This window comes from Ramlibacter aurantiacus, assembly GCF_016722895.1.
Lineage (GTDB): Bacteria > Pseudomonadota > Gammaproteobacteria > Burkholderiales > Burkholderiaceae_C > Ramlibacter > Ramlibacter aurantiacus.
On sequence record NZ_JAEQNA010000001.1, the window covers coordinates 205,335 to 227,419 of the forward strand.

19 protein-coding genes are annotated in these 22,085 nt (G+C 69.1%); 11 read left to right on the plus strand and 8 right to left on the minus strand.

All coding sequences use genetic code 11. The annotated features are described in order from the left end of the window. Nucleotides 1–32: 32 nt before the first annotated feature. From JI739_RS01020 to JI739_RS01045, 6 genes are read left to right on the plus strand one after another with little or no spacing between them, the layout of a single operon-like run. On the plus strand, nt 33–1,328 hold the full coding sequence (locus tag JI739_RS01020) for an O-antigen ligase family protein (protein ID WP_201681986.1): 1,296 nt from the start codon (nt 33–35) through the stop codon (nt 1,326–1,328). Beyond that, nucleotides 1,325–2,149, plus strand: a complete 825-nt coding sequence (locus JI739_RS01025) for a glycosyltransferase family 2 protein (RefSeq protein WP_201681987.1) — start codon at nt 1,325–1,327, stop codon at nt 2,147–2,149. The genes JI739_RS01020 and JI739_RS01025 overlap by 4 nt, the downstream gene beginning before the upstream one ends. Nucleotides 2,150–2,184: 35 nt before the next feature. Then, the gene (msbA, locus tag JI739_RS01030) at nt 2,185–3,903 is read left to right on the plus strand and encodes a lipid A export permease/ATP-binding protein MsbA (protein WP_201683259.1); all 1,719 of its coding nucleotides are present in this window, start codon (nt 2,185–2,187) and stop codon (nt 3,901–3,903) included. Beyond that, on the plus strand, nt 3,900–4,778 hold the full coding sequence (locus tag JI739_RS01035) for a glycosyltransferase family protein (protein WP_201681988.1): 879 nt from the start codon (nt 3,900–3,902) through the stop codon (nt 4,776–4,778). Before msbA ends, JI739_RS01035 begins: the two co-directional genes overlap by 4 nt. A gap of 14 nt (nt 4,779–4,792) precedes the next feature. Next, on the plus strand, nt 4,793–5,719 hold the full coding sequence (locus JI739_RS01040; protein WP_201681989.1) for a glycosyltransferase: 927 nt from the start codon (nt 4,793–4,795) through the stop codon (nt 5,717–5,719). A 28-nt stretch (nt 5,720–5,747) separates the two neighbouring features. Next, nucleotides 5,748–8,927, plus strand: coding sequence for a DEAD/DEAH box helicase (locus JI739_RS01045; protein WP_201681990.1), 3,180 nt, complete (start codon nt 5,748–5,750; stop codon nt 8,925–8,927). Nucleotides 8,928–8,973: 46 nt separating this feature from the next. On the opposite strand, the gene rng is transcribed toward JI739_RS01045, so the two are convergent. The 8 genes from rng to JI739_RS01085 all read right to left on the minus strand — a co-directional run bounded on the left by rng (nt 8,974) and on the right by JI739_RS01085 (nt 15,888). Further along, a complete protein-coding gene (gene rng, locus JI739_RS01050) occupies nt 8,974–10,449 on the minus strand; it encodes a ribonuclease G (RefSeq protein ID WP_201681991.1) in 1,476 nt (491 codons plus the stop codon). 76 nt (nt 10,450–10,525) lie between these two features. Further along, complete coding sequence (locus JI739_RS01055; protein ID WP_201681992.1) at nt 10,526–11,140, minus strand: Maf family protein; 615 nt, start codon at nt 11,138–11,140, stop codon at nt 10,526–10,528. After that, the gene (gene rlmH, locus JI739_RS01060; RefSeq protein WP_201681993.1) at nt 11,137–11,604 is read right to left on the minus strand and encodes a 23S rRNA (pseudouridine(1915)-N(3))-methyltransferase RlmH; all 468 of its coding nucleotides are present in this window, start codon (nt 11,602–11,604) and stop codon (nt 11,137–11,139) included. Before rlmH ends, JI739_RS01055 begins: the two co-directional genes overlap by 4 nt. Further along, on the minus strand, nt 11,601–12,302 hold the full coding sequence (rsfS, locus tag JI739_RS01065; protein WP_201681994.1) for a ribosome silencing factor: 702 nt from the start codon (nt 12,300–12,302) through the stop codon (nt 11,601–11,603). The genes rlmH and rsfS overlap by 4 nt, the downstream gene beginning before the upstream one ends. Then, nucleotides 12,302–12,922: a nicotinate (nicotinamide) nucleotide adenylyltransferase gene (gene nadD / locus JI739_RS01070; protein ID WP_255520150.1), complete on the minus strand. Its 621-nt coding sequence runs from the start codon at nt 12,920–12,922 to the stop codon at nt 12,302–12,304. The genes rsfS and nadD overlap by 1 nt, the downstream gene beginning before the upstream one ends. Beyond that, a complete protein-coding gene (gene hemF, locus JI739_RS01075; protein ID WP_201681995.1) occupies nt 12,919–13,833 on the minus strand; it encodes an oxygen-dependent coproporphyrinogen oxidase in 915 nt (304 codons plus the stop codon). Before hemF ends, nadD begins: the two co-directional genes overlap by 4 nt. Before the next feature lie 5 nt (nt 13,834–13,838). Continuing rightward, a complete protein-coding gene (gene purD / locus JI739_RS01080; RefSeq protein ID WP_201681996.1) occupies nt 13,839–15,119 on the minus strand; it encodes a phosphoribosylamine--glycine ligase in 1,281 nt (426 codons plus the stop codon). 43 nt (nt 15,120–15,162) lie between these two features. Further along, on the minus strand, nt 15,163–15,888 hold the full coding sequence (locus tag JI739_RS01085; protein WP_201681997.1) for a YebC/PmpR family DNA-binding transcriptional regulator: 726 nt from the start codon (nt 15,886–15,888) through the stop codon (nt 15,163–15,165). Between the two features lie 68 nt (nt 15,889–15,956). Between JI739_RS01085 and JI739_RS01090 the strand changes: the two genes are divergently transcribed. The 5 genes from JI739_RS01090 (at nt 15,957) to JI739_RS01110 (ending at nt 22,018) form a co-directional block, all read left to right on the plus strand. Then, nucleotides 15,957–17,453: a helicase HerA-like domain-containing protein gene (locus JI739_RS01090; RefSeq protein WP_201681998.1), complete on the plus strand. Its 1,497-nt coding sequence runs from the start codon at nt 15,957–15,959 to the stop codon at nt 17,451–17,453. A 97-nt stretch (nt 17,454–17,550) separates the two neighbouring features. Continuing rightward, nucleotides 17,551–18,819 (plus strand): GTP cyclohydrolase II, encoded by a 1,269-nt coding sequence (locus JI739_RS01095; RefSeq protein WP_201681999.1) that lies wholly within the window; start codon nt 17,551–17,553, stop codon nt 18,817–18,819. Continuing rightward, the gene (locus JI739_RS01100; RefSeq protein WP_201682000.1) at nt 18,816–20,078 is read left to right on the plus strand and encodes a URC4/urg3 family protein; all 1,263 of its coding nucleotides are present in this window, start codon (nt 18,816–18,818) and stop codon (nt 20,076–20,078) included. Before JI739_RS01095 ends, JI739_RS01100 begins: the two co-directional genes overlap by 4 nt. A gap of 36 nt (nt 20,079–20,114) precedes the next feature. Further along, the gene (gene upp / locus JI739_RS01105; RefSeq protein ID WP_201682001.1) at nt 20,115–20,744 is read left to right on the plus strand and encodes a uracil phosphoribosyltransferase; all 630 of its coding nucleotides are present in this window, start codon (nt 20,115–20,117) and stop codon (nt 20,742–20,744) included. After that, nucleotides 20,741–22,018, plus strand: coding sequence for an amidohydrolase family protein (locus JI739_RS01110; protein ID WP_201682002.1), 1,278 nt, complete (start codon nt 20,741–20,743; stop codon nt 22,016–22,018). The genes upp and JI739_RS01110 overlap by 4 nt, the downstream gene beginning before the upstream one ends. The last annotated feature ends 67 nt before the right edge of the window (nt 22,019–22,085 follow it).

Consider the following 22,085-nt stretch of genomic DNA (forward strand, 5'->3'; position numbering starts at 1 on the left):
CACCGGCCCGGGCAAATTACACTTGCGGCCCCATGAGCGTGATCCCGTATGACCTTGAGAGCCCGGCCGCTCCGATGCCGGCTCGGCTCCCCCAGTGGGTCGGCCCGCTCCTGGCGTTCTTCACCTTGGCCGTGCTGTTCTCGACGGCGCTGACCAACATCATGGCCGTGCTCGTCTCGGCGGCCGCGGTCTGGATCTGGGCCCGCATGCGGCCGCTCCAACTGCTGAAGCATCCACTGTTGTGGTCCTGCCTCGTCCTGGTGGGCTGGATCGCACTTCGCGATGCGCTGGCTGCAGCCGCGCCGCAGCAGGTGCTGCAGTCCGTGGCCTCGTTTCGCACCCTGCTGTTCATTGCCTTGTGGGCGCCGCTGTTCCTCGCGCCCCAGGTGCGGCAAGCCGTGTTGAAGGCGGGCGTGGGCGGGCTGGCCGCCTTCGCCCTGCTCACGCTGTCGGTGTTCGCGCTCACCGGGCAGATGCCCTACCCCGGCTATGTGTCGCCGGATGCCCTGTGGCCGCTGGGCCTGGACCCGATGATGGCCAGCCTGGTCAAGCGCGCGCCGAATCTCGCAGGCCCGGTCCTGCTGGTGGTGATCTTCGGGTCCTTGCAGCACGTGATCGACCATCCGCAGCGGCGCCGATGGCTGATCCTGCTGGCCGCGCTGTGCACGCTGGCTCTGTTCGTGAGCTCGATGAGGCGCAGCAGCCAGCTGGGATTCCTGGTCTGCGCGTTCGCCTTCGCGGTGCTGAACCGCCGACACCTGAAGGGCCGCACGGCCATGGTCGGCGCCGCCTGCATCGCGGTGGTGCTGACGCTGGCAGCCCTGGGCCCGGCCCGCCACGCCTTGCAGCGCGTCGTGGACGGCTCGGAGCAATTCATCCTGGCCAGCCCCCAGGAGCGGAACAAGCAGCAGACCTCCGAGTCCGAGCGGCTGCATTTCTGGACCGTGGCCCAGCAGATCGTGATCGAGTCGCCGTGGGTCGGCACCTCGGTGTCCAGCTACCTGGGACGCTACCTGAAGATCGATTCGGACCCCACCAGCCTGGCGCCGCGGCACGGCAACCCGCACAACGAATACCTCTATGTATGGGGCTCGCTGGGAGCCGTCGGACTGGCGTTGTACCTGCTCACGCTGGTCTCCGCGTGGCGCTGCACCGGTGGCCATCCCGGCGAGCGCAAGCTCATGGCCTATTACCTCGCCGCGGTGCTGCCGAACCTGGCGGCCAACTCCTACGTGGTGGACATGGTGCCCGGCCACGTGCATACGCTCGTCCTGCTGCTGCTCGCCGGGCCGGCCCTGCAAGCGGCGGCCGCACGAGGCGGCCGATGATCAGCGTCATCACGGCCGTCCACAACCAGCTGCCGATGAACCAGCTGTTCATGCAGCAGCTCAAGGCGGCGACGCGCCAACCCTATGAACTGATCATCATCGACAACGCCTCCCGCGATGGCAGCGGCTCATGGCTGGAGCGCGCCGGCGCCCGCGTGATACGCAACCAGGACAACCTGTCATACCCCCGAAGCCAGAACCAGGGAATCGCCCGGGCCCGGGGTGATTGGCTGGTGTTCATGAACAACGACGTCATCCCCTCCCCCGGCTGGGACCAGGCGCTGCTGGCGAGCATGCGCGAGCACGACCTCGACGTGGCCACCAGCTGCGGCATCGAGCGCATCGAAACCGCTGCAGCCACGCGCGCGTTGCGCCGCCGCTGGCAGCGGATCACCTGGATGGCCCGTGTATTCGGGACCAGCCGCTCACAGCTGGCGCTGATGCACCGGCTGATGTACCCCGACTGGAAGGCGTTCTGCGCCGACCGGCAGCGACGTTTCAAGGGACAGGTCCTGAACGGTTTCGTGGGCAACACGGTCGCCATGCGGCGCGCCGCCCTCGACAAGATCGGCCTGTGGGACGAGCGGATCCAGGCCGCCGACTTCGACCTGTACCTGCGGGTGGCCAAGCGCAGGCTGTCGCACGGCGACATCCGCGACGTGCACATCGTCCTCGACTGCTTCGTGCACCACTACATCCGCCTGACCCTGCGCGGCAAGCGCACGCCCTTCGCGGATGCCGGGCAATTGATTCCGCTGGAGCGCAAGTGGGCCGCCGCCGACCTGGCGCTGCTGCCCACCCTGGAAGAGGAACTGCCGTGATCAAGCGCGGCACGGTGCGCCAAGCATGGGCCCGCATGCGGCCCTACTTCGGACAGCAACGCTGGCCCTGGGTGGTCGCCGCGGTGGCAACGGTCATCGCCGCCGCCACCGAGCCGCTGGTGCCCGCCCTGCTGGGCCCCTTGCTCGACCACGGCTTCGGCCAAAGCCGCATCCCGCTGTGGCTGGTGCCGGTGGTGTTGATCCTGCTGTTCGCGCTGCGCGGGCTGGCGGTGTTCATCGCCAAGATGTCGCTGGCCAAGATCGCCAACGACGGCGTGATGAAGCTGCGGCGGGTGATGTTCGAGCGCATGCAGGGCGCCGAGCTGGCCGACCTCTCCAGCCTGTCGGCCAGCGAGCTGTCCAACACGATCGTCTACGAGGTGCAGGCCGGCGTGACGCAGCTGGTGTATGGCGTGCTGAGCATGGTCAAGGACAGCCTCACGCTGCTGGCGCTACTGATCTTCCTGCTGGTGCTGAACTGGCAGCTGTCGCTGTTCGTGCTGGTGCTGTTTCCCACCGTCGCCTGGGTCATGCGCACCTTCACCCGCCGCATGTACCGCATGACCACGCAAAGCGCCGATGCGACCGAGCGCCTGGCCTACGTGATCGAGGAGAACGTGTTGGCCCAGCGCGTGGTGCGGCTGCACGGCGCGCAGGCGCACCAGGCCGGGCGCTTCGCGGGCCTGAGCAATACCCTGCGCCAGCTGAACATGAAGGCATCGGCCTCGGCCGGCGCCATGACGCCGCTGACGCAGTTGCTGGCCGCCGCCACGCTGTCGGCGGTCATCGCGCTGGCGCTGTGGCAAAGCCGCAGCTCCGGCGAGACGGTAGGCAGCTTCGTCTCGTTCATCACGGCCATGCTGATGCTGATCGCACCGCTCAAGGGGCTGTCCGAGGTTTCCAACCCGATCTCGCGCGGCCTGGCCGCCATCAACCGCGGGCTGGACTTCATCGACCGCCTGGCCATGGAACACGGGGGAACGGTTCCCCTGGAACGCGCGCGCGGCCGCATCGACTTCGACCGCGTGACGGTGCGCTATGGCGCCGACACCGCACCGGCGCTGGACCAGGTGGCCCTGTCGGTGATGCCGGGGGAAACCGTGGCCCTGGTGGGCCCCTCCGGTGGCGGCAAGACCACGCTGGCCAACCTGCTGCCGCGGTTCGTCACCGCGGCTAGTGGACGCGTGCTGCTCGATGGCATCGACATCGCCGAATTGCGCGTGCAGGACCTGCGCCGGCAAATCGCCATGGTCAGCCAGGACGTGGTCATGCTCAACGAATCCATCGCCGAGAACGTGGCGCTGGGCCAGCCGGTGGACGACGATCGGGTCTGGGCCTGCCTGCAAGCGGCCAATCTGTCGGACCACGTGGCCACCCTCCCCGAGGGCATCCGCACGCCGCTGGGGCACAACGCCTCGGCCCTGTCCGGCGGACAACGCCAGCGGCTGGCGATCGCCCGCGCCCTGTACAAGGACGCACCGGTCCTGATCCTGGACGAAGCCACCTCGGCGCTGGACAACGAGTCCGAGCGGCTGGTGCAGCAGGCGCTCGCGCGGGTCATGACCGGCCGCACCACGCTGGTGATCGCGCACCGGCTCTCGACCATCGAGAAAGCGGATCGCATCGTGGTGCTGGAGCGCGGACGCATCGTCGAACAGGGCAGCCACGGCGACTTGATCGCGCGCGGGGGGCTCTACAGCCGACTGCACCACAGCGACGAGCTGGTGCCCCACGCAGCGCCGGAGCCGCCATGACCGGCAGCCGCCCCAGCATCAGCGGATTCACCTTCATCCGCAACGGCGTGCAGCTCGGCTTTCCGTTCGTCGAGTCGATCCGATCGCTGCTGCCCCTGGTCGATGAATTCGTGGTCGCGGTCGGCCGCGGCAGCGACGACACGCTGGCGCGCGTGCAGGCCATTGGCGACCCGAAGCTGCGCATCATCGAAACCGTGTGGAACGAACGCATGGCCGATCGCGGCTTCGTCTATGCGCAGCAGAAGATGATCGCGCAGTACGCCTGCACCGGCGACTGGGCGTTCTACCTCGAAGGCGACGAACTGGTGCACGAGGCCGAGCTCGGCCGCATCCGCGCCAGCGTGGACCGGCACCATGGCGACCCGCGGATCGAGGCGCTGGTGTTCGACTACTACCATTTCTATGGCGTGCCCTCGCAACTGGCCACCAGCCCGGCGTGGTACCGACGCGAGTGCCGCCTGATCCGCAACACCATTCGAAGCTACGCGCCCGACGGGCAGTACTGGCTGGTGACCCACCGCCACCGCAGCCCCACCTATCCCCGGGCCGCGCTGGCGGATGCGCACATCTACCACTACGGTCATGTGCGCCGGCAGGCCTACATGCAGGAGAAGCTGGAGCAGACCAGCCGCTACTGGGGCAAGGCCGCCCCCCGGAGTGCCTACGGTCGCATCGACCCGCGCGCGCTGAGCCCTTTCGACGGCACGCACCCGGCGGTCATCCAGGAGTGGCTCGCCCGCGAGGCCGAGCATGAATTCGCTTTGGACCCCGACCACGTCCTGACGCGGCGCGAGCGCAAGCACCGGCTCTCGATGCTGCTGGAGCGCAGCTTCGGCTGGGACCTGAGCCACAAGCACTACCGGCTGGTGCGGTGACCTGCGGCCGGCCCATGCGCATCTGCCTGATTTCCAATGCCCGCCTCCCGGTTCGCCTCTACGGCGGCACGGAACGGATCGTGCAGTGGCTGGCGCAGGAGTACCTGCGGGCCGGGCACGAGGTGACGCTGGTTGCGCGGTCGGGCAGCCGGCTGGCAGGTGTGCGCTTCATCCCCGCCGACAGCGCCGCACAGGCCCTCGAGCGGCTGCCCGCCGATGCGGACATCTACCACTTCCACGCCTGGCCTCCGCCCGACGATTTCCCCCGCCCGTGGCTCTTCACGCTACACGGCAACGCGGCCCCCGGCGAGCGCCTGCCGGCACGCACCATCGGCATCAGCGCCGACCACGCGCGCCGGCATCGCCTGCCCGTGTACGTCTACAACGGCGTCGATCCGAGCGAGTTCGAGTTTCGCGCCGACAAGCAGGACCACCTGCTGTTCTTCTCCAAGGTGCGCCGCCGCGTCAAGGGTGCGGCGCGCGCGCTTCGGCTGGCGCGGGCCAACCACCTGAAGCTCACCGTGGCCGGCGGCTACCGGCTGGACCTGCTCAAGACCGGTGGCCTGTGGGACAGCCTGCATCCGTCGATCCGCTTCGCCGGCGAAGTGGGCGGTGCGCGCAAGGCCCGCATGCTGGCCGAAGCCAGCGCCCTGCTCTTTCCCATCGCCTGGGACGAGCCCTTCGGCCTGGTGCTGGTCGAGGCCCTGATCAGCGGCACCCCGGTGATCGCCACGCCCCGCGGATCGGTGCCCGAACTGGTGCCCGAGGGCGTGGGCGCGACCTTCGAGCGCGATGAGGATTTTCCGGCGGCCCTCGAGCGGGTCCGGCAGTGCCGCCCGGGCGACTGTCGCGACTGGGCGATGGAACACTTCAGCTCGGTGGCATGCGCGCGGCGTCACCTGGGGCTGTACGCGCGGGTGCTGGACCGCGACGTTTTCTAGAGCAGCGCCACGCGAGGAGCGCCGAACGATGACGCTGCCTTCCCTGCCGTCGGGCCTGTATGACCTGCCGCTCTCCGAGAGCCTGGAGCGCCTGCTCGCCGGTGACGCCGCCGCGCGGCACCTCGTTCAGCCGCTGGCGGCCGGTGCGGCGGAGATCCTGGCGGACAGCCTGGTCAGGCAGATCGCCGCATTGCTCGACGACCTGCCTGGTGAAGGTGCCGAAGCGGCCCAGCGGCAACTGGCGCTGGTGAACGAGCTGCTGGTGTGGCTGCGACAGCGGCTCCTGTCCGCTTCCGGCAACAACGCGGCCGCCTCTCATATCGACCTGCTTGTACCGCCCGCACGCCTGCTGCGCGCCGTACACCGCACCCCGGTCAGCCCAACGCCGCCACAGCTCGGCCTGGCCAGCCCTTGGCTTTTCACCGCCGGCAAAGGGTCGCCGTCCTTGCTGCAGGAGATCCGCCGCGAACTGGCCTCGAGTGAGCGCGTGGACATCCTGGTCAGCTTCATCACCGTCTCGGGTGTGCGCAAGCTGCAGGACGTGCTCCAGCAGGTCACTGCCCAGGGCGGCCAGGTGGGCCTGCATGACCTGCGCATCCGCATTCTCACGACCACGTACACCGGTGCGACCGAGGCCCGGGCGCTGGACGAGCTGGCGCGCCTGCCGGGATGCGAGGTGCGCGTGTCGCTGGATGGCCGCCGTACGCGCCTGCACGCGAAAGCCTGGATGTTCCACCGCGACACCGGCTTCGGCTCGGCCTACATCGGTAGTGCCAACTTCACGGGGGCGGCGCTGACCGGGGGCCTGGAGTGGACGGTGAAGCTCACGCAGCGCGGCCAGGCGGCCCTCTTCACGCGTGCCGAGGCGCACTTCGAAACGCTTTGGGCTGACAACGAGTTCCAGCGCTACGACCCCGACGATGCCGCGCACCGGCAGGCCCTCACCGCAGCCATCCAGCGTGAATCGGGCGGGGCCCCGGGGCATGGCGCCTTCATCGCGTCGGGCTTCTTCGACCTGCAGCCGAAGACCTATCAGAAGGACATGCTGGAACAACTGGCGACCGAACGTGCGCACGGCCGTCACCGCAACCTGCTGGTTGCTGCCACCGGGACCGGCAAGACCGTGGTGGCGGCGTTCGACTATCGGGCTTCCTGCGGACAGATCGGCGGCCGGCCACGGCTGCTGTTCGTCGCACACCGAGAAGAAATCCTGCGCCAGGCGTTGCGCACCTACCGGGAAGTGCTGCGCGACCCGGATTTCGGCGACCTGCTCACCGGCACGCACGAGCCCGAACAGCAGGACCACTTGTTCGCCACGATCGACAGCGTCACCAGCCGTGATCTCGTGGCCGCCTTGGGTGCCGCGCATTGGCACACCGTGGTGGTCGACGAGTGCCACCGCCTGGCTGCCGACCGTTTCGATACGTTCGCGCGCGCCGTCGAGCCCGGCATCCTGCTCGGCCTGACGGCCACGCCCGAGCGCAGCGACGGCAAGCCGCTGTCCCCCTACTTCGACCATCGCCCCGATGGCAGTCCCGCCGTCGAGATGCGCCTGTGGCACGCGCTGGACCTGCAGCTGCTGTCACCCTTCGAGTACTACGCCTGCGACGACGAAACTGACTTCTCGTCGGTGCCTTGGGACCAACCCGGCGAGCGCGAGGCGATCGACAAACTCGTCACCGCCAACGACGTCCGCGCAAAGCTGGTGGTCAAGGAGTGGATGCGCCTTGCCTCCCAGCCTGGGCAGTCCAAGGCCCTGGTCTTCTGCGTGTCCGTGGCGCATGCCGAGTTCATGACGGGCTGGCTCAATCGCGCCGGCCTGCCTTCGGCATGCATCGTGGGAAGCACCCCGCCGGACGAGCGCCGGCGCGCGCCGCAACGCCTGGCCAACGGTGAGCTTTGCGCGCTGGTCACCGTGGACCTCTACAACGAGGGCGTGGACCTCCCCATGGTGGACACCCTGTTGCTGCTGCGCCCGACGCAGAGCCCGGTCCTGTTCCAGCAGCAGCTCGGCCGCGGCCTGCGCCTGGCGCCGAAGAAGGAAAGCTGCCTGGTCCTGGACTTCGTGGGCCAGCATCGTGCCGATTTCCGCTTCGATCGCCTGCTGTCCACCATCACCGGTCTCACCCGTCGCGAGTTGATCGATGCGGTGGAGCACGGCTTCGGCAGCCTGCCTCCCGGTTGCCATATCCACCTGCAAAAGCAGACGCGGGAGCAGGTGCTGGGCGGCCTGCGCACACTCACGCAACAGAGCTGGCGGCGACTGAGGACGGAACTACAGAGCTACGCGACCCTGCGCGGCCGCCCCGCGGTGTGCCTGGCCGACTTTCTGCGGGACCAGGCCATCGAGCTGGATGACGTCTACCGAGCCGGCACCGGTGGCACCCGCAGCGGCTGGACGACACTGAAGCGTGACGCAGGGCTGTTGGCCTGCGAACCAGGCCTGGAAGAGGCGTATTTCAGCCGCCGCGCGGCGGATCTGTTGCATGTGGATGATCCTGCCCGGCTGGCCCTGCTGCGCCGCTTGCCTGCGATGTTGAACGCCGGCGGAGACACCACTGAAAGCGACCGCGCCTTGCTGCAGATGCTGGCCTACCAGATTGATGGCAGGCATGAGCAGAAGGGAGAAGCCGCGGCATTCCTGCAGCGCCTGGCCGCGAGTTTTCCCGTGGTCGAAGATCTGGCCGAACTAGGCAGCTGGCTCGAAGCATCCAGCCAGCTGCCCGCCACGCCGCTGCCTGGCCTGGAAGACACGCCGCTGGTCCTGCACGCACGCTACGGCATCCGCGAAATTCTCACGGCGGTCGGCTGGCTCACCGCAGAGCGCCGAACCCCCTTCCAGGCCGGCGTGCTGGCGCTGCCGCAGCGCAAGACCGAACTGCTCTTCGTGACCCTGGACAAGAGCGAGGGCTACCACGACCGCATCGCCTACCGGGACTACGCGATCAGCGCGGAACGCTTCCACTGGCAATCGCAAAACAGCGCCGGGCCCGACACGCCGGGTGGTCGACGCTACCTGGATAGCAGCTGGAACGGCTGGCAGTTCCAGCTGTTCGTGCGGGGCCGCAAGGCCGAACCGTACCGGGCTTGCGGACCCGTCTGCCTGGAGAGTTCGGAAGGGAATCGCCCGATGAGCATCACCTGGCGGATCGGGACGTCCTTGCCAGCAAGGCTGTTCCGCGAGTTCAGCGTGTTGCGAGATGGCTGACCCACCTCCCTCGTGAAGGACGTTCCGGGTTCCGGACGTTGAACCGCTAAAGCAGCACGATGTCGTACTGCTCCGGCCCCATGGCGTTGTCGCTTTGCAGCGAGATCGGCTTGCCGATGAAGTCGGACAGGCCCGCCAGGTGCTGGCTCTCCTCGTCGAGGAACAGTTCGACCACCCGCGGCGACGCGACCACCCGGTACTCGCGCGGATTGAACTGCCGCGCCTCGCGCAGGATCTCGCGCAGGATGTCGTAGCAGACCGTGCGGGCGGTGCGCACCTGGCCCGAGCCCTGGCAGCTGGGGCAGGGCTGGCACAGCATGTGCGCCAACGATTCACGCGTGCGCTTGCGGGTCATCTCCACCAGCCCCAGCTGCGAGAAGCCGCCGCACATGGTCTTGACCCTGTCTCGCGCCAGCTGCTTGCGCAACTCGGCCAGCACCGCGTCGCGGTGCTCGGTGCGACTCATGTCGATGAAGTCGACGATGACGATGCCGCCGAGGTTGCGCAGGCGCAGCTGCCGCGCGATGGCTTGGGCGGCTTCGAGGTTGGTCTTGAAAATGGTTTCGTCGAAGTTGCGTGCGCCCACGAAGCCGCCGGTGTTCACGTCCACCGTGGTCAGGGCCTCGGTCTGGTCGACGATGAGGTAGCCGCCCGATTTCAGGTCCACCCGCCGGCCGAGCGCGCGGGTGATCTCGTCGTCGATGGAGTACAGGTCGAAGATCGGCCGCTCGCCCTTGTACAGGGCCAGCCTCGACAAGGCCTGCGGCATGAACTCCTCGCCGAAGGCCTGCAGCAGCCCGAACTGCTCGCGCGAGTCGATGCGGATGGTCTGCGTCTCCTCGCCGACCAGGTCGCGCAGCACCCGCTGCAGCAGGCTCAGGTCCTGGTGCAGCAGGGAACCGGGCGGCAGGGTGACGGCGGCCTCGCGGATCCGAGCCCAGGTCTTGCGCAGGTAGGCGATGTCGTCAGCCAGCTCGGCATCGGTGGCGTCCTCGCCGTTGGTGCGCAGGATGAACCCGCCACCGCCAGGCCCCACCAACGCCTGCAGCCGATTGCGCAAGGCATCGCGCTGGGCCGCGGGAATCTTCTGCGACACGCCCACGTGATCGTCCTGCGGCAGGAAAACCAGCAGGCGCCCGGCGATGCTCACCTGCGTGGACAGCCGCGCGCCCTTGGTGCCGATGGGATCCTTGATCACCTGCACCATCAAGGCCTGGCCCTCGAAGACCTGCCGCTCGATGGGGACGACGGGCTGGCCGGGGCGCCCCGGCGGCTCACCCTCGGGGGGGCGCTGCCAGACATCGGCCACGTGGAGGAAGGCCGCGCGCTCGAGCCCGATGTCGATGAAGGCCGACTGCATCCCCGGCAGCACGCGAGCCACCTTGCCCAGGTAGATGTTGCCGACCAGGCCCCGCTCGAGCGTGCGCTCCACGTGCAGCTCCTGCACCGCGCCGTTTTCGACGATGGCGACCCGCGTCTCTTGCGGGGACCAGTTGATCAGGATGTCCTGCTGCGCGCCCATGGGTTCCGTCCGGACTTGCAATGTACGTCAGAACCCCGGCCCCGCCGCTCGGGCGCGAGGGTGTGCGCGGGGCCGCTCAGCACGGCCAGCCCACGGCGCGCAGCAGCTGCCCGGTCTCGAACAGCGGCAGGCCCATGATTCCCGAGTAGCTGCCGCTGATGTGGGACACGTGCAGCGCCATGCGACCCTGGATGGCGTAGGCGCCGGCCTTGCCCAGCGGCTCGCCGCTGGCGACATAGCGCTCGATCTGCGCCGTGGTGAGCGGCTCGAAGGTGACCCGGGATTCGCTCACGGCCTGGTGCTGGCGCCCGTCGTGCGCGATGGCGATGGCCGTGAGCACACGGTGGGTGGCCCCGGCCAACTCGCGCAGCATGGACACCGCCTCCTGCGCGTCGGCCGGCTTGCCGAAGATGCGCTGGCCAAGGGCCACGGTGGTGTCCGAGCACAAGACCGGCGCCGGCGGCAGGTCGCGGGCGCGCAGGCGCGCGAGCGCGGCCTGCAGCTTGAGCCCGGTCACGCGGCACACGTAGGCCGTCGGATCTTCACCCGGCGCCACGGCCTCGATCGATTCGGTGTCCTCGCCTGGATCGGCCAGCAGCAGTTCGTGCGGCACCCCCACTTGCTCGAGCAATTGGCGGCGGCGCGGACTCTGCGAGGCGAGATAGATGAAACGGGGTGCCGACACGCTCATTCGCGGTGATAGGGGTGGCCGGCGTTGATCGACCAGGCCCGATACAGCTGCTCGACCAGCAGCACGCGCACCATGGCATGCGGCAAGGTGAGGTCGGACAGGCGCAGCCGCTCGTGCGCCTGCTCGCGAAACGCCGGGTCGAGTCCGTCGGGGCCGCCGATCACCAGCGCCACATCGTCGCCGGCCAGCTGCCAGTCGGTGAGCTTGGCGGCCAGCGCCTGGGTGGTGACGGCCGTGCCGCGCTCGTCGAGCGCGACGATGCGCGCGCCCTTGGGAACCTGGGCCTGGATGCGCTCACGCTCGGCGGCCATGGCGGCTTGCCCGGTGCGCGAGGCGCGCGGCTCGGTCTTCACCGGGCGCAGCTCCAGCTTGAGTTCGGGCGGGAAGCGCTTGGCGTAGTCGTCCCACGCGGTCTGCGCCCAGTCGGGTACCCGCAGGCCCACCGCCACCACGCACAGCCTCATGCGCGCGCGGGCGTCTTGCGGGCTGGCGCCTTCTTGGCCGGGGCCTTGGCGGCGGCAGACTTGCCTGCCGTTTTCGCGGGCGCCTTGGCCGGCGCCTTCGCAGCAGCCGCCTTCTTCGCAGGCGAAGCCTTCTTTGCCGCGCTGGCCTTCTTCGCAGGCGCGGACTTCTTCGCGGCCGGCCCCTGCTTGGCGGCCTTCGCTTGCGCATCGGCGGCCTTGGCCGCCTTCTTGGCGGCGCTGCTGCGGCGCAGCGATGGGCTGTCACCCGCGGCCTTCCCGGCGGCAGCCTTGGCGGGTGCCTTGGCAGGGCCCGACGCGACCGGCTTGGGCGCGCCGAGCTTCAGCCGCACGGGCTTCTCACCCCAGATCTCTTCGAGGTGGTAGTAGTTGCGGATGGCCGGCTGCATGATGTGCGCCACGGCGGCGCCGCAGTCCACGATGATCCACTCGCCGTTTTCCTCGCCCTCGATCCGGGGCTTGTTGAAGCCGGCCTCACGGACGGCGTCGCGAACGCTGGCGGCAAGCGCCTTGGTCTGGCGGTTGGAGGTGCCCGAGGCGACGATCACCCGCTCGAACAGGGGCGACAGATGCTCGGTGTTGAAGACCTGGATGTCCTGCGCCTTGACGTCCTCCAAGCCCTCGACGATGGCACGCTGCAGGCGTTGGGTGTCTTTTTTGGCGGCGGTTTCTTGGCTCATCAGGTGGGCAGGTAAAGATGGTGTTGTTCAATATAGCGCGCCACGCCGTCGGGAACGAGGTGGGCGATATCCTCTGCCGCGGCCACCCGGCGGCGTACTTCGGTGGCGCTGACGGGCATGGGGGGCAGTTCGACCGCCTCCCAGTGACCGCCGGGTACGTGGCTGGCGTCGAAGGGAATGGGCGCCTGCGCGGGACGCGCCCGCTCGGCGATGGCGATGGTCGCCAGCCGCGGAATCTCGGCGCTCTCGCGCCATCCGTGCAGGGCTTCGGCCTGGTCGGCCCCGATGACCAGCACGAGCTCGGCATCGGGGTACTCCTGGCGCAGTTCGCGCAGCGTGTCCACGGTGTAGGTGGGTCCGCTGCGCCGCAGCTCCCGGCCGTCGACCACGGCACGGGGCACGGCGGCGAAGGCCAGAGCGGACATGGCCAGCCGGTGCGCGTTGTCCGACAGCGCGCGCGCCTTGTGCCAGGCCTGGCCGGTGGGGAACACGCGCAACTCGACCAGGCCGAGTTGTTCGACGGCGGCACGGGCCAGGGCGACGTGCGCGCAGTGCGGCGGATCGAAGGCGCCGCCGAACATCCCGATCCGGCGGCGCGCCAAACGCGCGGCGCCGCTCAAACCCACTCCCTGGGAACGAGGAAGCGGCGCACCAGCTCGTCTTCGGGCGAACCGGGTTCGGGCTCGCGGCGGTACGCCCAGCTCGCCAGGGGCGGCATGGACATGAGGATGGATTCGGTGCGTCCGCCCGACTGCAGGCCGAAGTGCGTGCCGCGGTCCCAGACGAGGTTGAACTCGACGTAGCGGCCGCGCCGCATCAGCTGGAACTCGCGCTCGCGCTCGCCCCAGGGCAACTGGCGGCGCCGCTCGAGGATGGGCAGGTAGGCCGGCAGGAAAGCCTCGCCCACGGACTGCAGCATGGCGAAGCTGCGTTCGGGACCGAGCTCGGCGAAGTCGTCGAAGAAGATGCCACCGATGCCGCGCTGCTCGCCTCGATGGCGCAGGCAGAAATACTCGTCGCACCAGGCCTTGAAGCGCGGGTACTTGTCGTCGCCGAAGCCGGCCAGCGCCTGCTTGCAGGTGGCGTGGAAGTGCCGGGCGTCTTCCTCGAAGCCGTAGTAGGGCGTGAGGTCCATGCCGCCGCCGAACCAGCACACCGCCTCACCCGAGGCGGGCATGGCGGCGATCATGCGCACGTTCATGTGCACGGTGGGCACATAGGGATTGCGGGGGTGGAAGACCAGCGACACGCCCATGGCCTCGAAGGGCGCACCCGCGAGCTCGGGCCGGTGCTGCGTGGCCGAGGGCGGCAGGGCCGGCCCGCGCACCTGCGAGAAGCCGCAGCCGGCGCGCTCGAAGACGTCGCCACCTTCGAGGATGCGCGTGATGCCGTCGCCCTGCAGCCGTTCGCCGGGCGGCTTGTGCCAGGCGTCGGCCTGGAAGGATCTGCCGCCATCGACGGCGGCACAGGCATCGGTGATGCGCTGCTGCAGCCCGAGCAGCCAGGTGCGCACGTCGGCGACTGGAACCATGCTCGTCACGTTTTCGCGGCGCGGTGGCCGATGTCGCGGCGCCATTGGGCACCGGCGAAGTGGATGCCGTGCACCAGTTCGTACGCGCGCTGCTGGGCCAGGCGCACGTTGTCGGCCAGGGCGGTGACGCACAGCACCCGGCCGCCGGAGGTCACCAGGTCGGTGCCCGACAGCGCCGTGCCGGCGTGGAAGACCATCGCGTCCGGCGCCTCGGGCGGCAGGCCGCCGATGCGATCGCCCTTGCGGGGGTCGAGCGGGTAACCGGCAGAGGCCATCACCACGCCGAGCGCGGTGCGGCGGTCCCATTCGAGCTCGACCTGGTCGAGCCCGCCGGAGGTGGCCGCCATCAGCAGTTCGAACAGGTCGGACTTCAGCCGCATGAGGATGGGCTGGGTCTCGGGGTCGCCCATGCGGCAGTTGAACTCCAGCGTCTTGACCCGGCCGGCGCCGTCGATCATGAGGCCGGCGTACAGGAAGCCGGTGTAGGGAGTGCCGTCCTTTTCCATGCCGCGCACGGTGGGCAGGATCACCTCGCGCATGACGCGGGCGTGCACCGTGGGCGTGACCACCGGCGCCGGCGAGTAAGCGCCCATGCCGCCGGTGTTGGGGCCCTGGTCGTTGTCCTGCAGGCGCTTGTGGTCCTGGCTGGTGGCCAGGGCAGCCACATGGCGGCCGTCGCACAGCACGATGAAGCTGGCTTCCTCGCCTTGCAGGTACTCCTCGATCACCACCCGGGCGCCGCCGGCGTTGTGGCTCACGCCCAGCTTGTCTTCCAGCAGCATGAAGTCGATGGCCTCGTGCGCCTCGGCGGCGGTCATGGCCACGACCACGCCTTTGCCCGCGGCCAGGCCGTCGGCCTTGACCACGATGGGCGCGCCGCGCTTGTCGACATAGGCGTGTGCCTCGGACGGGTCGGAGAAGGTCTCGTACTCGGCGGTGGGGATACCGTGCCGCTTCATGAAGGCCTTGGAGAAGGCCTTGGAGCTTTCGAGCTGGGCGGCGGCCTGGGTGGGGCCGAAGATGCGCAGGCCCGCGTCACGGAAGGCGTCGACGACGCCGGCCGCCAGCGGGGCCTCGGGGCCGACCACGGTCAGCGCCACTTTCTGGTCGATGGCCCATTGCCGCAGCGCGCCGATGTCGGTGATGGGCAGGTTGCTCAGGCGGGAGTCGAGCGCCGTGCCGCCGTTGCCGGGCGCGACATGGACGGACGACACCCGCGCGCACTGGGAGAGCTTCCAGGCCAGGGCGTGTTCGCGGCCGCCGCTGCCGATGACGAGAACTTTCAAGCGATGGCCCCTTGGGATTCCTGGACGTGGCGCGCGATGCCGCTCACTCCGCGATCTCCGCGTTATGGAAGACGTCCTGCACGTCATCGAGGTCTTCCAGGGCGTCCAGCAGCTTCTGCATGCGCTGGGCGTCCTCGCCGGTGACTTCGATGGTGTTCTCGGGCCGCATGGTCACCTCGGCCATCTCCGGCGGCAGGCCGGCGGCCTCGAGGGCGTTCTTCACCGACTCGAACTGGGCCGGCGCGGTGAGCACCTCGATCGAGCCGTCCTCGCCCACCACCACGTCATCGGCCCCGGCCTCGAGGGCCACTTCCATGACCTTGTCCTCGCTCGCACCGGGGGCGAGGATGAGCTGGCCGACGTGCTTGAACTGGAAGGCGACCGAGCCTTCGGTGCCCATGTTGCCGCCGTACTTGCTGAACACGTGGCGGACCTCGGCCACCGTGCGGACCTTGTTGTCGGTCATGGTGTCCACGATGATGGCCGCGCCGCCGATGCCGTAGCCCTCGTAGCGGATCTCCTCGTAGTTGACTCCCTCGAGGTTGCCCGTGGCCTTGTCGATGTTGCGCTTGATGGTGTCGGCCGGCATGTTGGCCGCCTTGGCCTTGTCCACCGCCAGCCGCAGGCGCGGATTGGCGTTCAGGTCACCGCCGCCCTGGCGGGCCGCCACCATGATTTCGCGGATGACCCGGGTCCAGACCCGGCCGCGCTTTTCGTCCTGGCGCCCCTTGCGGTGCTGAATGTTGGCCCATTTACTGTGTCCAGCCACAGGTTCGTCCTTATTGGTGTGGTGTGCGGTACGCTTGCCGCGAAAGCCGTCATTCTACTTTTCGCACCATGGCCCAAGCCCTGCTCATCGCTCGAAACAGCCAAGCCGAATGCCACCTGCTGCCCGCCCTGGCCAATCGGCACGGCTTGATCACGGGCGCGACCGGCACCGGCAAGACGGTGACCCTGCAGACGCTGGCCGAGCAATTCAGCCGCATCGGGGTGCCGGTGTTCATGGCCGACGTGAAGGGCGACCTCACCGGCATCAGCCAGGCCGGGCAGCTGTCGCCCAAGCTGGCGGCGGTGCTGCAGGAGCGCCACCTGCCGACGCCCGAGGCCCTCGCCTGCCCCGCCACGCTGTGGGACGTGTTCGGCGAGTCCGGCCATCCGGTGCGGGCCACCGTCTCCGACATGGGGCCGCTGCTGCTGGGCCGCATGCTCAACCTCAACGAGACGCAGGCCGGCGTGCTGCAGATCGTCTTTCGCATCGCCGATGCGCAAGGGCTGCTGCTGCTGGACCTGAAGGACCTGCGCAGCATGCTGCAGTACGTCGGCGACAACGCCAGGCAGTTCACCACCGAGTTCGGCAACATCAGCGCCGCCAGCGTGGGCGCCATCCAGCGCGGGCTGCTGCAGATCGAATCGCAGGGCGGCGACAAGTTCTTCGGCGAGCCCATGCTGGACATCGCCGACTTCATGCAGACCGACCCGCAGGGACACGGGGTGGTGAACATCCTGGCGGCCGACAAGCTGCTGAATTCGCCGCGCCTGTACGCCACCTTCCTGCTGTGGATGCTGTCCGAACTCTTCGAGCAGTTGCCGGAAGTGGGCGACCTGGACAAACCCAAGCTGGTGTTCTTCTTCGATGAAGCCCACCTGCTCTTCAACGAAGCGCCCAAGGCGCTGGTCGAACGCATCGAACTGGTGGTGCGGCTGGTGAGGTCCAAGGGCGTGGGGGTGTACTTCGTCACACAGAACCCGATGGACATTCCCGACTCGGTGCTGGCCCAGCTGGGCAACCGGGTGCAGCATGCGCTGCGGGCCTTCACCCCACGCGACCAGAAGGCGGTCAAGGCCACGGCCGAGACCATGCGGCCCAAGAAGGGGCTCGACATCGAGGCCGCCATTACCGAGCTGGCGGTGGGCGAGGCCCTGGTGAGCTTCCTCGACGCCAAGGGACGGCCCAGCGAAACGGAGCGGGCCTACGTGCTGCCGCCGGGCAGCCAGATCGGCCCCATCACGCCGCAGCAGCGGCAGGCATTGATCGCCTCCTCGCTGGTGGCCGGCGTGTACGAGAAGGCGCAGGACCGCGAGTCGGCGCACGAGATGCTGGCCGCGCGTACCGCCGCCACCGCCGCGCAAGCCCCCGCGTCCGACGCGGCCGCCGGCAGCGGCGGCGGGCTGGCCGACATCCTGATGGGATCGACCGGGCCGCGCGGGGGGCGCCGCGAGGGGCTGGTCGAGATGATGGCCAGGTCGGCCGTTCGCACCATCGGCAGCAGCCTGGGCCGCGAGATCATCCGCGGCGCGCTCGGCGGCATCCTGGGCGCGAAGAAGCGGCGATAAACCCCTACCCCATCGGTGCAGCACCTGCGGTAGATTGATTTTCCGGGGACCGTTTCCCTAGCCCCCGAGCCCCAGCACCTAGCCCCCGTAGCAACCCATGCCCCCTGAACCCGGCGCCCCGCGCCACATCCGACTGACCTCGCATGCTGGCGGTACCGGCGCCCTGCCCATCCGCTGGGGTGCCGCCACTCCGGCCGAACGCGGGCCTGTGGTGGGCACGACCATGCAGCGCGGCCACCGCAACGTCATCGGCACCCACAGCGGCTCCTACAGCGTGTACCGCGCGCTGGCCGTGGCCGCCGGCGCGCTGGCAAGGGACCACCGCGCGGACCTGACCAACACGTCCCCCACCGATGAGATCGGCCCGTATCCGCAGTGGGGCGATCCGGAACGCATCGTGAGTCTCGACCCCTGGGGCGCGACCGTGGCCAGCGCCTTCGCCAGCGAGATCGCCGCGGGCTACGACATCCGCCCGACCATCGCCGTGACCAAGGCGCACGTGATCCTGCCGGAAGTGATCGAGGCCGTGCAGAAGGGCCGCCTCAAACCCGACGGGCAGCTCCTGACCGAAGGCGGCGCCGCGCTGGTGACCAAGGCGGCCATCGAGCCGGTCTGGTGGCTGCCGGGCGTGGCGCGCCGCTTCGGCTGCTCCGAGGCCGACCTGCGGCGGGTGCTGTTCGAGGAAACCGGCGGCATGTACCCCGAACTGGTCACGCGCAGCGACCTCGGGGTGTTCCTGCCCCCGATCGGCGGACAAACGCTCTACATCTTCGGCGACGCGCGCGACCTGGCCGACCCGGCGGTCGAGCTCACCGCGCGAGTGCACGACGAGTGCAATGGCTCCGACGTCTTCGGCTCCGACATCTGTACCTGCCGCCCCTACCTCACGCACGCCATCGAGGAATGCATCCGCGGCGCGCAGCCGGCCTCGGCTGGCGGACGCGGCGGCGTGGGGCTGATCTCGTACTCGCGCAAGGAAGGCCGGGCGCTCGGCGAGGTGACCAAGTTCCTGGTCTACAACGCGCGCAAGCGGCAGGTGGGCGGCGACACCGCCGACCAGTACTTCGCCCGCACCGAGTGCGTGGCCGGCGTGCAGGACATGCGCTTCCAGGAGCTGATGCCCGACGTGCTGCATTGGCTGGGCATCCGCAGGATCCACCGCTTGGTCTCCATGAGCAACATGAAGTACGACGCGATCACCCAGTCCGGCATCGAGGTTGGCGAGCGAGTGAACATCCCGCCCGAGTTGATCCCGGCCGATGCGCAGGTGGAGATGATGGCCAAGATGGCCGCGGGCTACTTCACGCCCGGGGTCGTGCCCGACGAGCAGGGCCTCAAGCAGACGCGCGGCCGGGGGCTCGAATGAGCGAGGTCTTCGTCCACGCCCGTGCCAACGGCGAATCCGCGGCGGCCGAGCTGCGCACCACCCACGCCGTGCGCCAGCGCTGCGGGCAGCTCCTGGCGCGCGCGCGGGCCGGCCAGGGCTGGTTCGAGGTGAATGACGGCGCGTTGGATGATGCGGCGGGGCTGGTGGTCGACACCACGCGCCGGCGCTTCTCGAACCTGCACATTCCGCTGCACAGCCGCTGGAGGCATTTCGAGGCCGGCGGCGTCGACCGCAAGCTGCAGCTCGATCGGCTGCTGCGCCACATGCAGCCACCAGAGCGTGCGCACAGCATGATCGACCTGGTCACCGTGAGCGTGCTGCTGGACGCCGGCGCCGGCCCCGACTGGAAGTACGTGGAACCGGCCACCGGTCAGACCTACACCCGCTCGGAGGGCCTGGCCGTGGCCAGCTTCCATGCCTTCACCGCGGGGCTGTTCTCCAGTGATCCGCGGCATCCGTACCAGGCCGATGCACGGGGTCTGCGTGCCTTGTTGACCGACCATCTGGCACAAGCCTTCCAGGTCGGCCCGTCCAACCCGCTGGTGGGCCTCGAGAACCGGGCCATCCTGCTGCGGCGGCTGGGCGAGATCCTCTCGGAACAACCCGAGGTCTTCGGCGAATCGGGCCGACCGGGCTCGATGTTCGACATGATCATCAGCCCACTGGGGCCGGACCTGCCGCACACGGCGGATGTCGATGCCCACGACATCCTGTCGCAGCTGCTGCTGTCGCTGTCGGGCATCTGGCCGGCGGACAACCAGATCGGCGGCGTGCCGCTGGGCGACTGCTGGCGCCATCCGGCGGTTCACGCCGAAGGCCTGTCGGACGGCTGGGTGCCGTTCCACAAGCTCACGCAGTGGCTGACCTATTCCATGCTCGAGCCATTCGCCTGGAACGGCGTGCAGGTGCGCGGCGTGAACGGCCTCACGGCATTGCCCGAGTACCGCAACGGCGGGCTGCTGCTGGACAGCGGGGTGTTGCGGCTGCGCGATCCGCAGGCGGCGCAGAACGTCTGGCAGCCGGGCGACGAGATCATCGTCGAGTGGCGCGCGCTCACCGTGTCGCTGCTCGACGAACTGGCCGAGCGCGTGCGCCACCTGCTGCGCACCGATGCCGACCACCTGCCGCTGGGCAAGGTCCTCGAAGGCGGCACCTGGCAGGCCGGGCGCGAACTCGCCCAGCGGCTGCGCGGCGGGCTGCCGCCCCTGCGGGTCGCCAGCGACGGCACGGTCTTCTGAAAAACAGAGCGAAAAGCGCGGAGAAGGGAATCCATCTTGAGCAAGGTCCACCTCGTCGATCACCCCCTGGTGCAGCACAAGCTCACGCTGATGCGCAAGAAGGAGGCGTCCACCAACAGCTTCCGGCGCCTGCTCAACGAGCTGGCCATGCTCATGACCTACGAGGTCACCCGTGACGTGCCGATGCAGGAGGTGCAGATCGAGACGCCGCTGGAGCCCATGACGGCCCGCATGATCGACGGCAAGAAGCTGGTGTTCGTGTCCATCCTGCGTGCCGGCACCGGCATCCTCGACGGCATGCTCAGCGTCGTGCCGGGCGCGCGGGTCGGCCACATCGGCTTGTACCGCGATCCCAAGACGCTCACCGCGGTGGAGTACTACTTCAAGATGCCGCAGGACATGAACGAACGCGACGTGGTGGTGGTCGATCCGATGCTCGCAACCGGCAACTCGGCCATCGCCGCCGTGGAGCGGCTCAAGGAGCTGCGGCCCAAGTCGATCAAGTTCGTGTGCCTGCTGACCTGCCCGGAAGGTGTTGCCGCCATGACGGCCGCACACCCCGACGTGCCCATCTACACCGCCGCCATCGACCGCGAGCTCGACGAGCACGGCTACATCCGACCCGGCCTGGGCGACGCGGGAGACCGGATCTTCGGCACCAAGTGAGCGCGCTCGACCTGCTGATCACCGATGCCACGCTGCCCGACGGCCGCACCGGCATGTCGGTGGGCGTTCGGGATGGTCGCATCGTCGAGGTGGCGCCGGGATTGCAGGCTCCCTCGGCGCAGACACTGGACGCCCAGGGCCAGCTGCTCACGCCGCCATTCGTCGATACGCATTTCCACATGGACTCGGCGCTCAGCTACGGGCAGCCACGCGTGAACGCCAGCGGCACGCTGCTGGAAGGCATCGCCCTATGGGGCGAGCTCAAGCCGCTGCTCACGCCCGAATCGCTGGCCGAGCGCGCCCTCGCCTACTGCGACTGGGCCGTGGCCCGTGGCCTGCTCGCCATCCGCACCCACGTGGACGTCTGCGACCCCTCCCTGCGGGCCGTGCAAGCCTTGCTGGAGGTCAAGCGGCAGGTGGCACCGTACCTCGACCTTCAATTGGTCGCGTTTCCTCAAGACGGCGTGCTGCGTTCCGACGGCGCCCTGCAACACCTGAAGCGCGCGCTGGCCATGGGAGTGGACGTGGTCGGCGGGATCCCGCACTTCGAGCGGACCATGGCCGAGGGCGCCGAGAGCGTGCGGCTGCTCTGCGAACTGGCGGCCGACGAGGGCCGCCTGGTCGACATGCATTGCGACGAGACCGACGACCCGCTCTCGCGCCACGTCGAGACGCTGGCCTTCGAGACGCAACGCCTGGGGCTCCAGGGCCGCGTGACGGGCTCGCACCTCACGTCCATGCACTCGATGGACAACTACTACGTGTCCAAGCTGATCCCGCTCATGGTCGAGGCCGGTCTCGGCGTGGTGGCCAATCCCCTGATCAACATCACCCTGCAGGGGCGCCACGACAGCTATCCCAGGCGGCGCGGCATGACCCGGGTACCCGAGCTCTTGGCGGCCGGCCTCACCGTGGCCTTTGGCCACGACTGCGTGATGGATCCCTGGTACGCACTGGGCAGCGCCGACATGCTGGAGGTGGCCCACATGGGCCTGCACGTGGCGCAGATGACCAGCCAGCCAGGCATGCGCGCCTGCTTCGACGCGGTGACCGTGAACGCCGCCCGTCTGCTCCACCTGGACCGCTACGGCCTGGAGCCGGGCTGCCACGCCGATTTTGTGCTGCTGCAGGCCCGCGACCCGGTGGAGGCCATCCGCCTGCGAGCCAACCGGCTGAAGGTGTGGCGGCGCGGACGGCTGGTCGCGCAGGCCCCCGCGCACCGCAGCACGCTGCACCTGCCCGGCCGGCCAGAGCAGACCGGCTTCCAGCACTGACGCAACCCCGGCTGGCGGGGCTCCAGGGACCCAAGAAAAAGCCGCCCCGGAGGCGGCTTTTTCGATC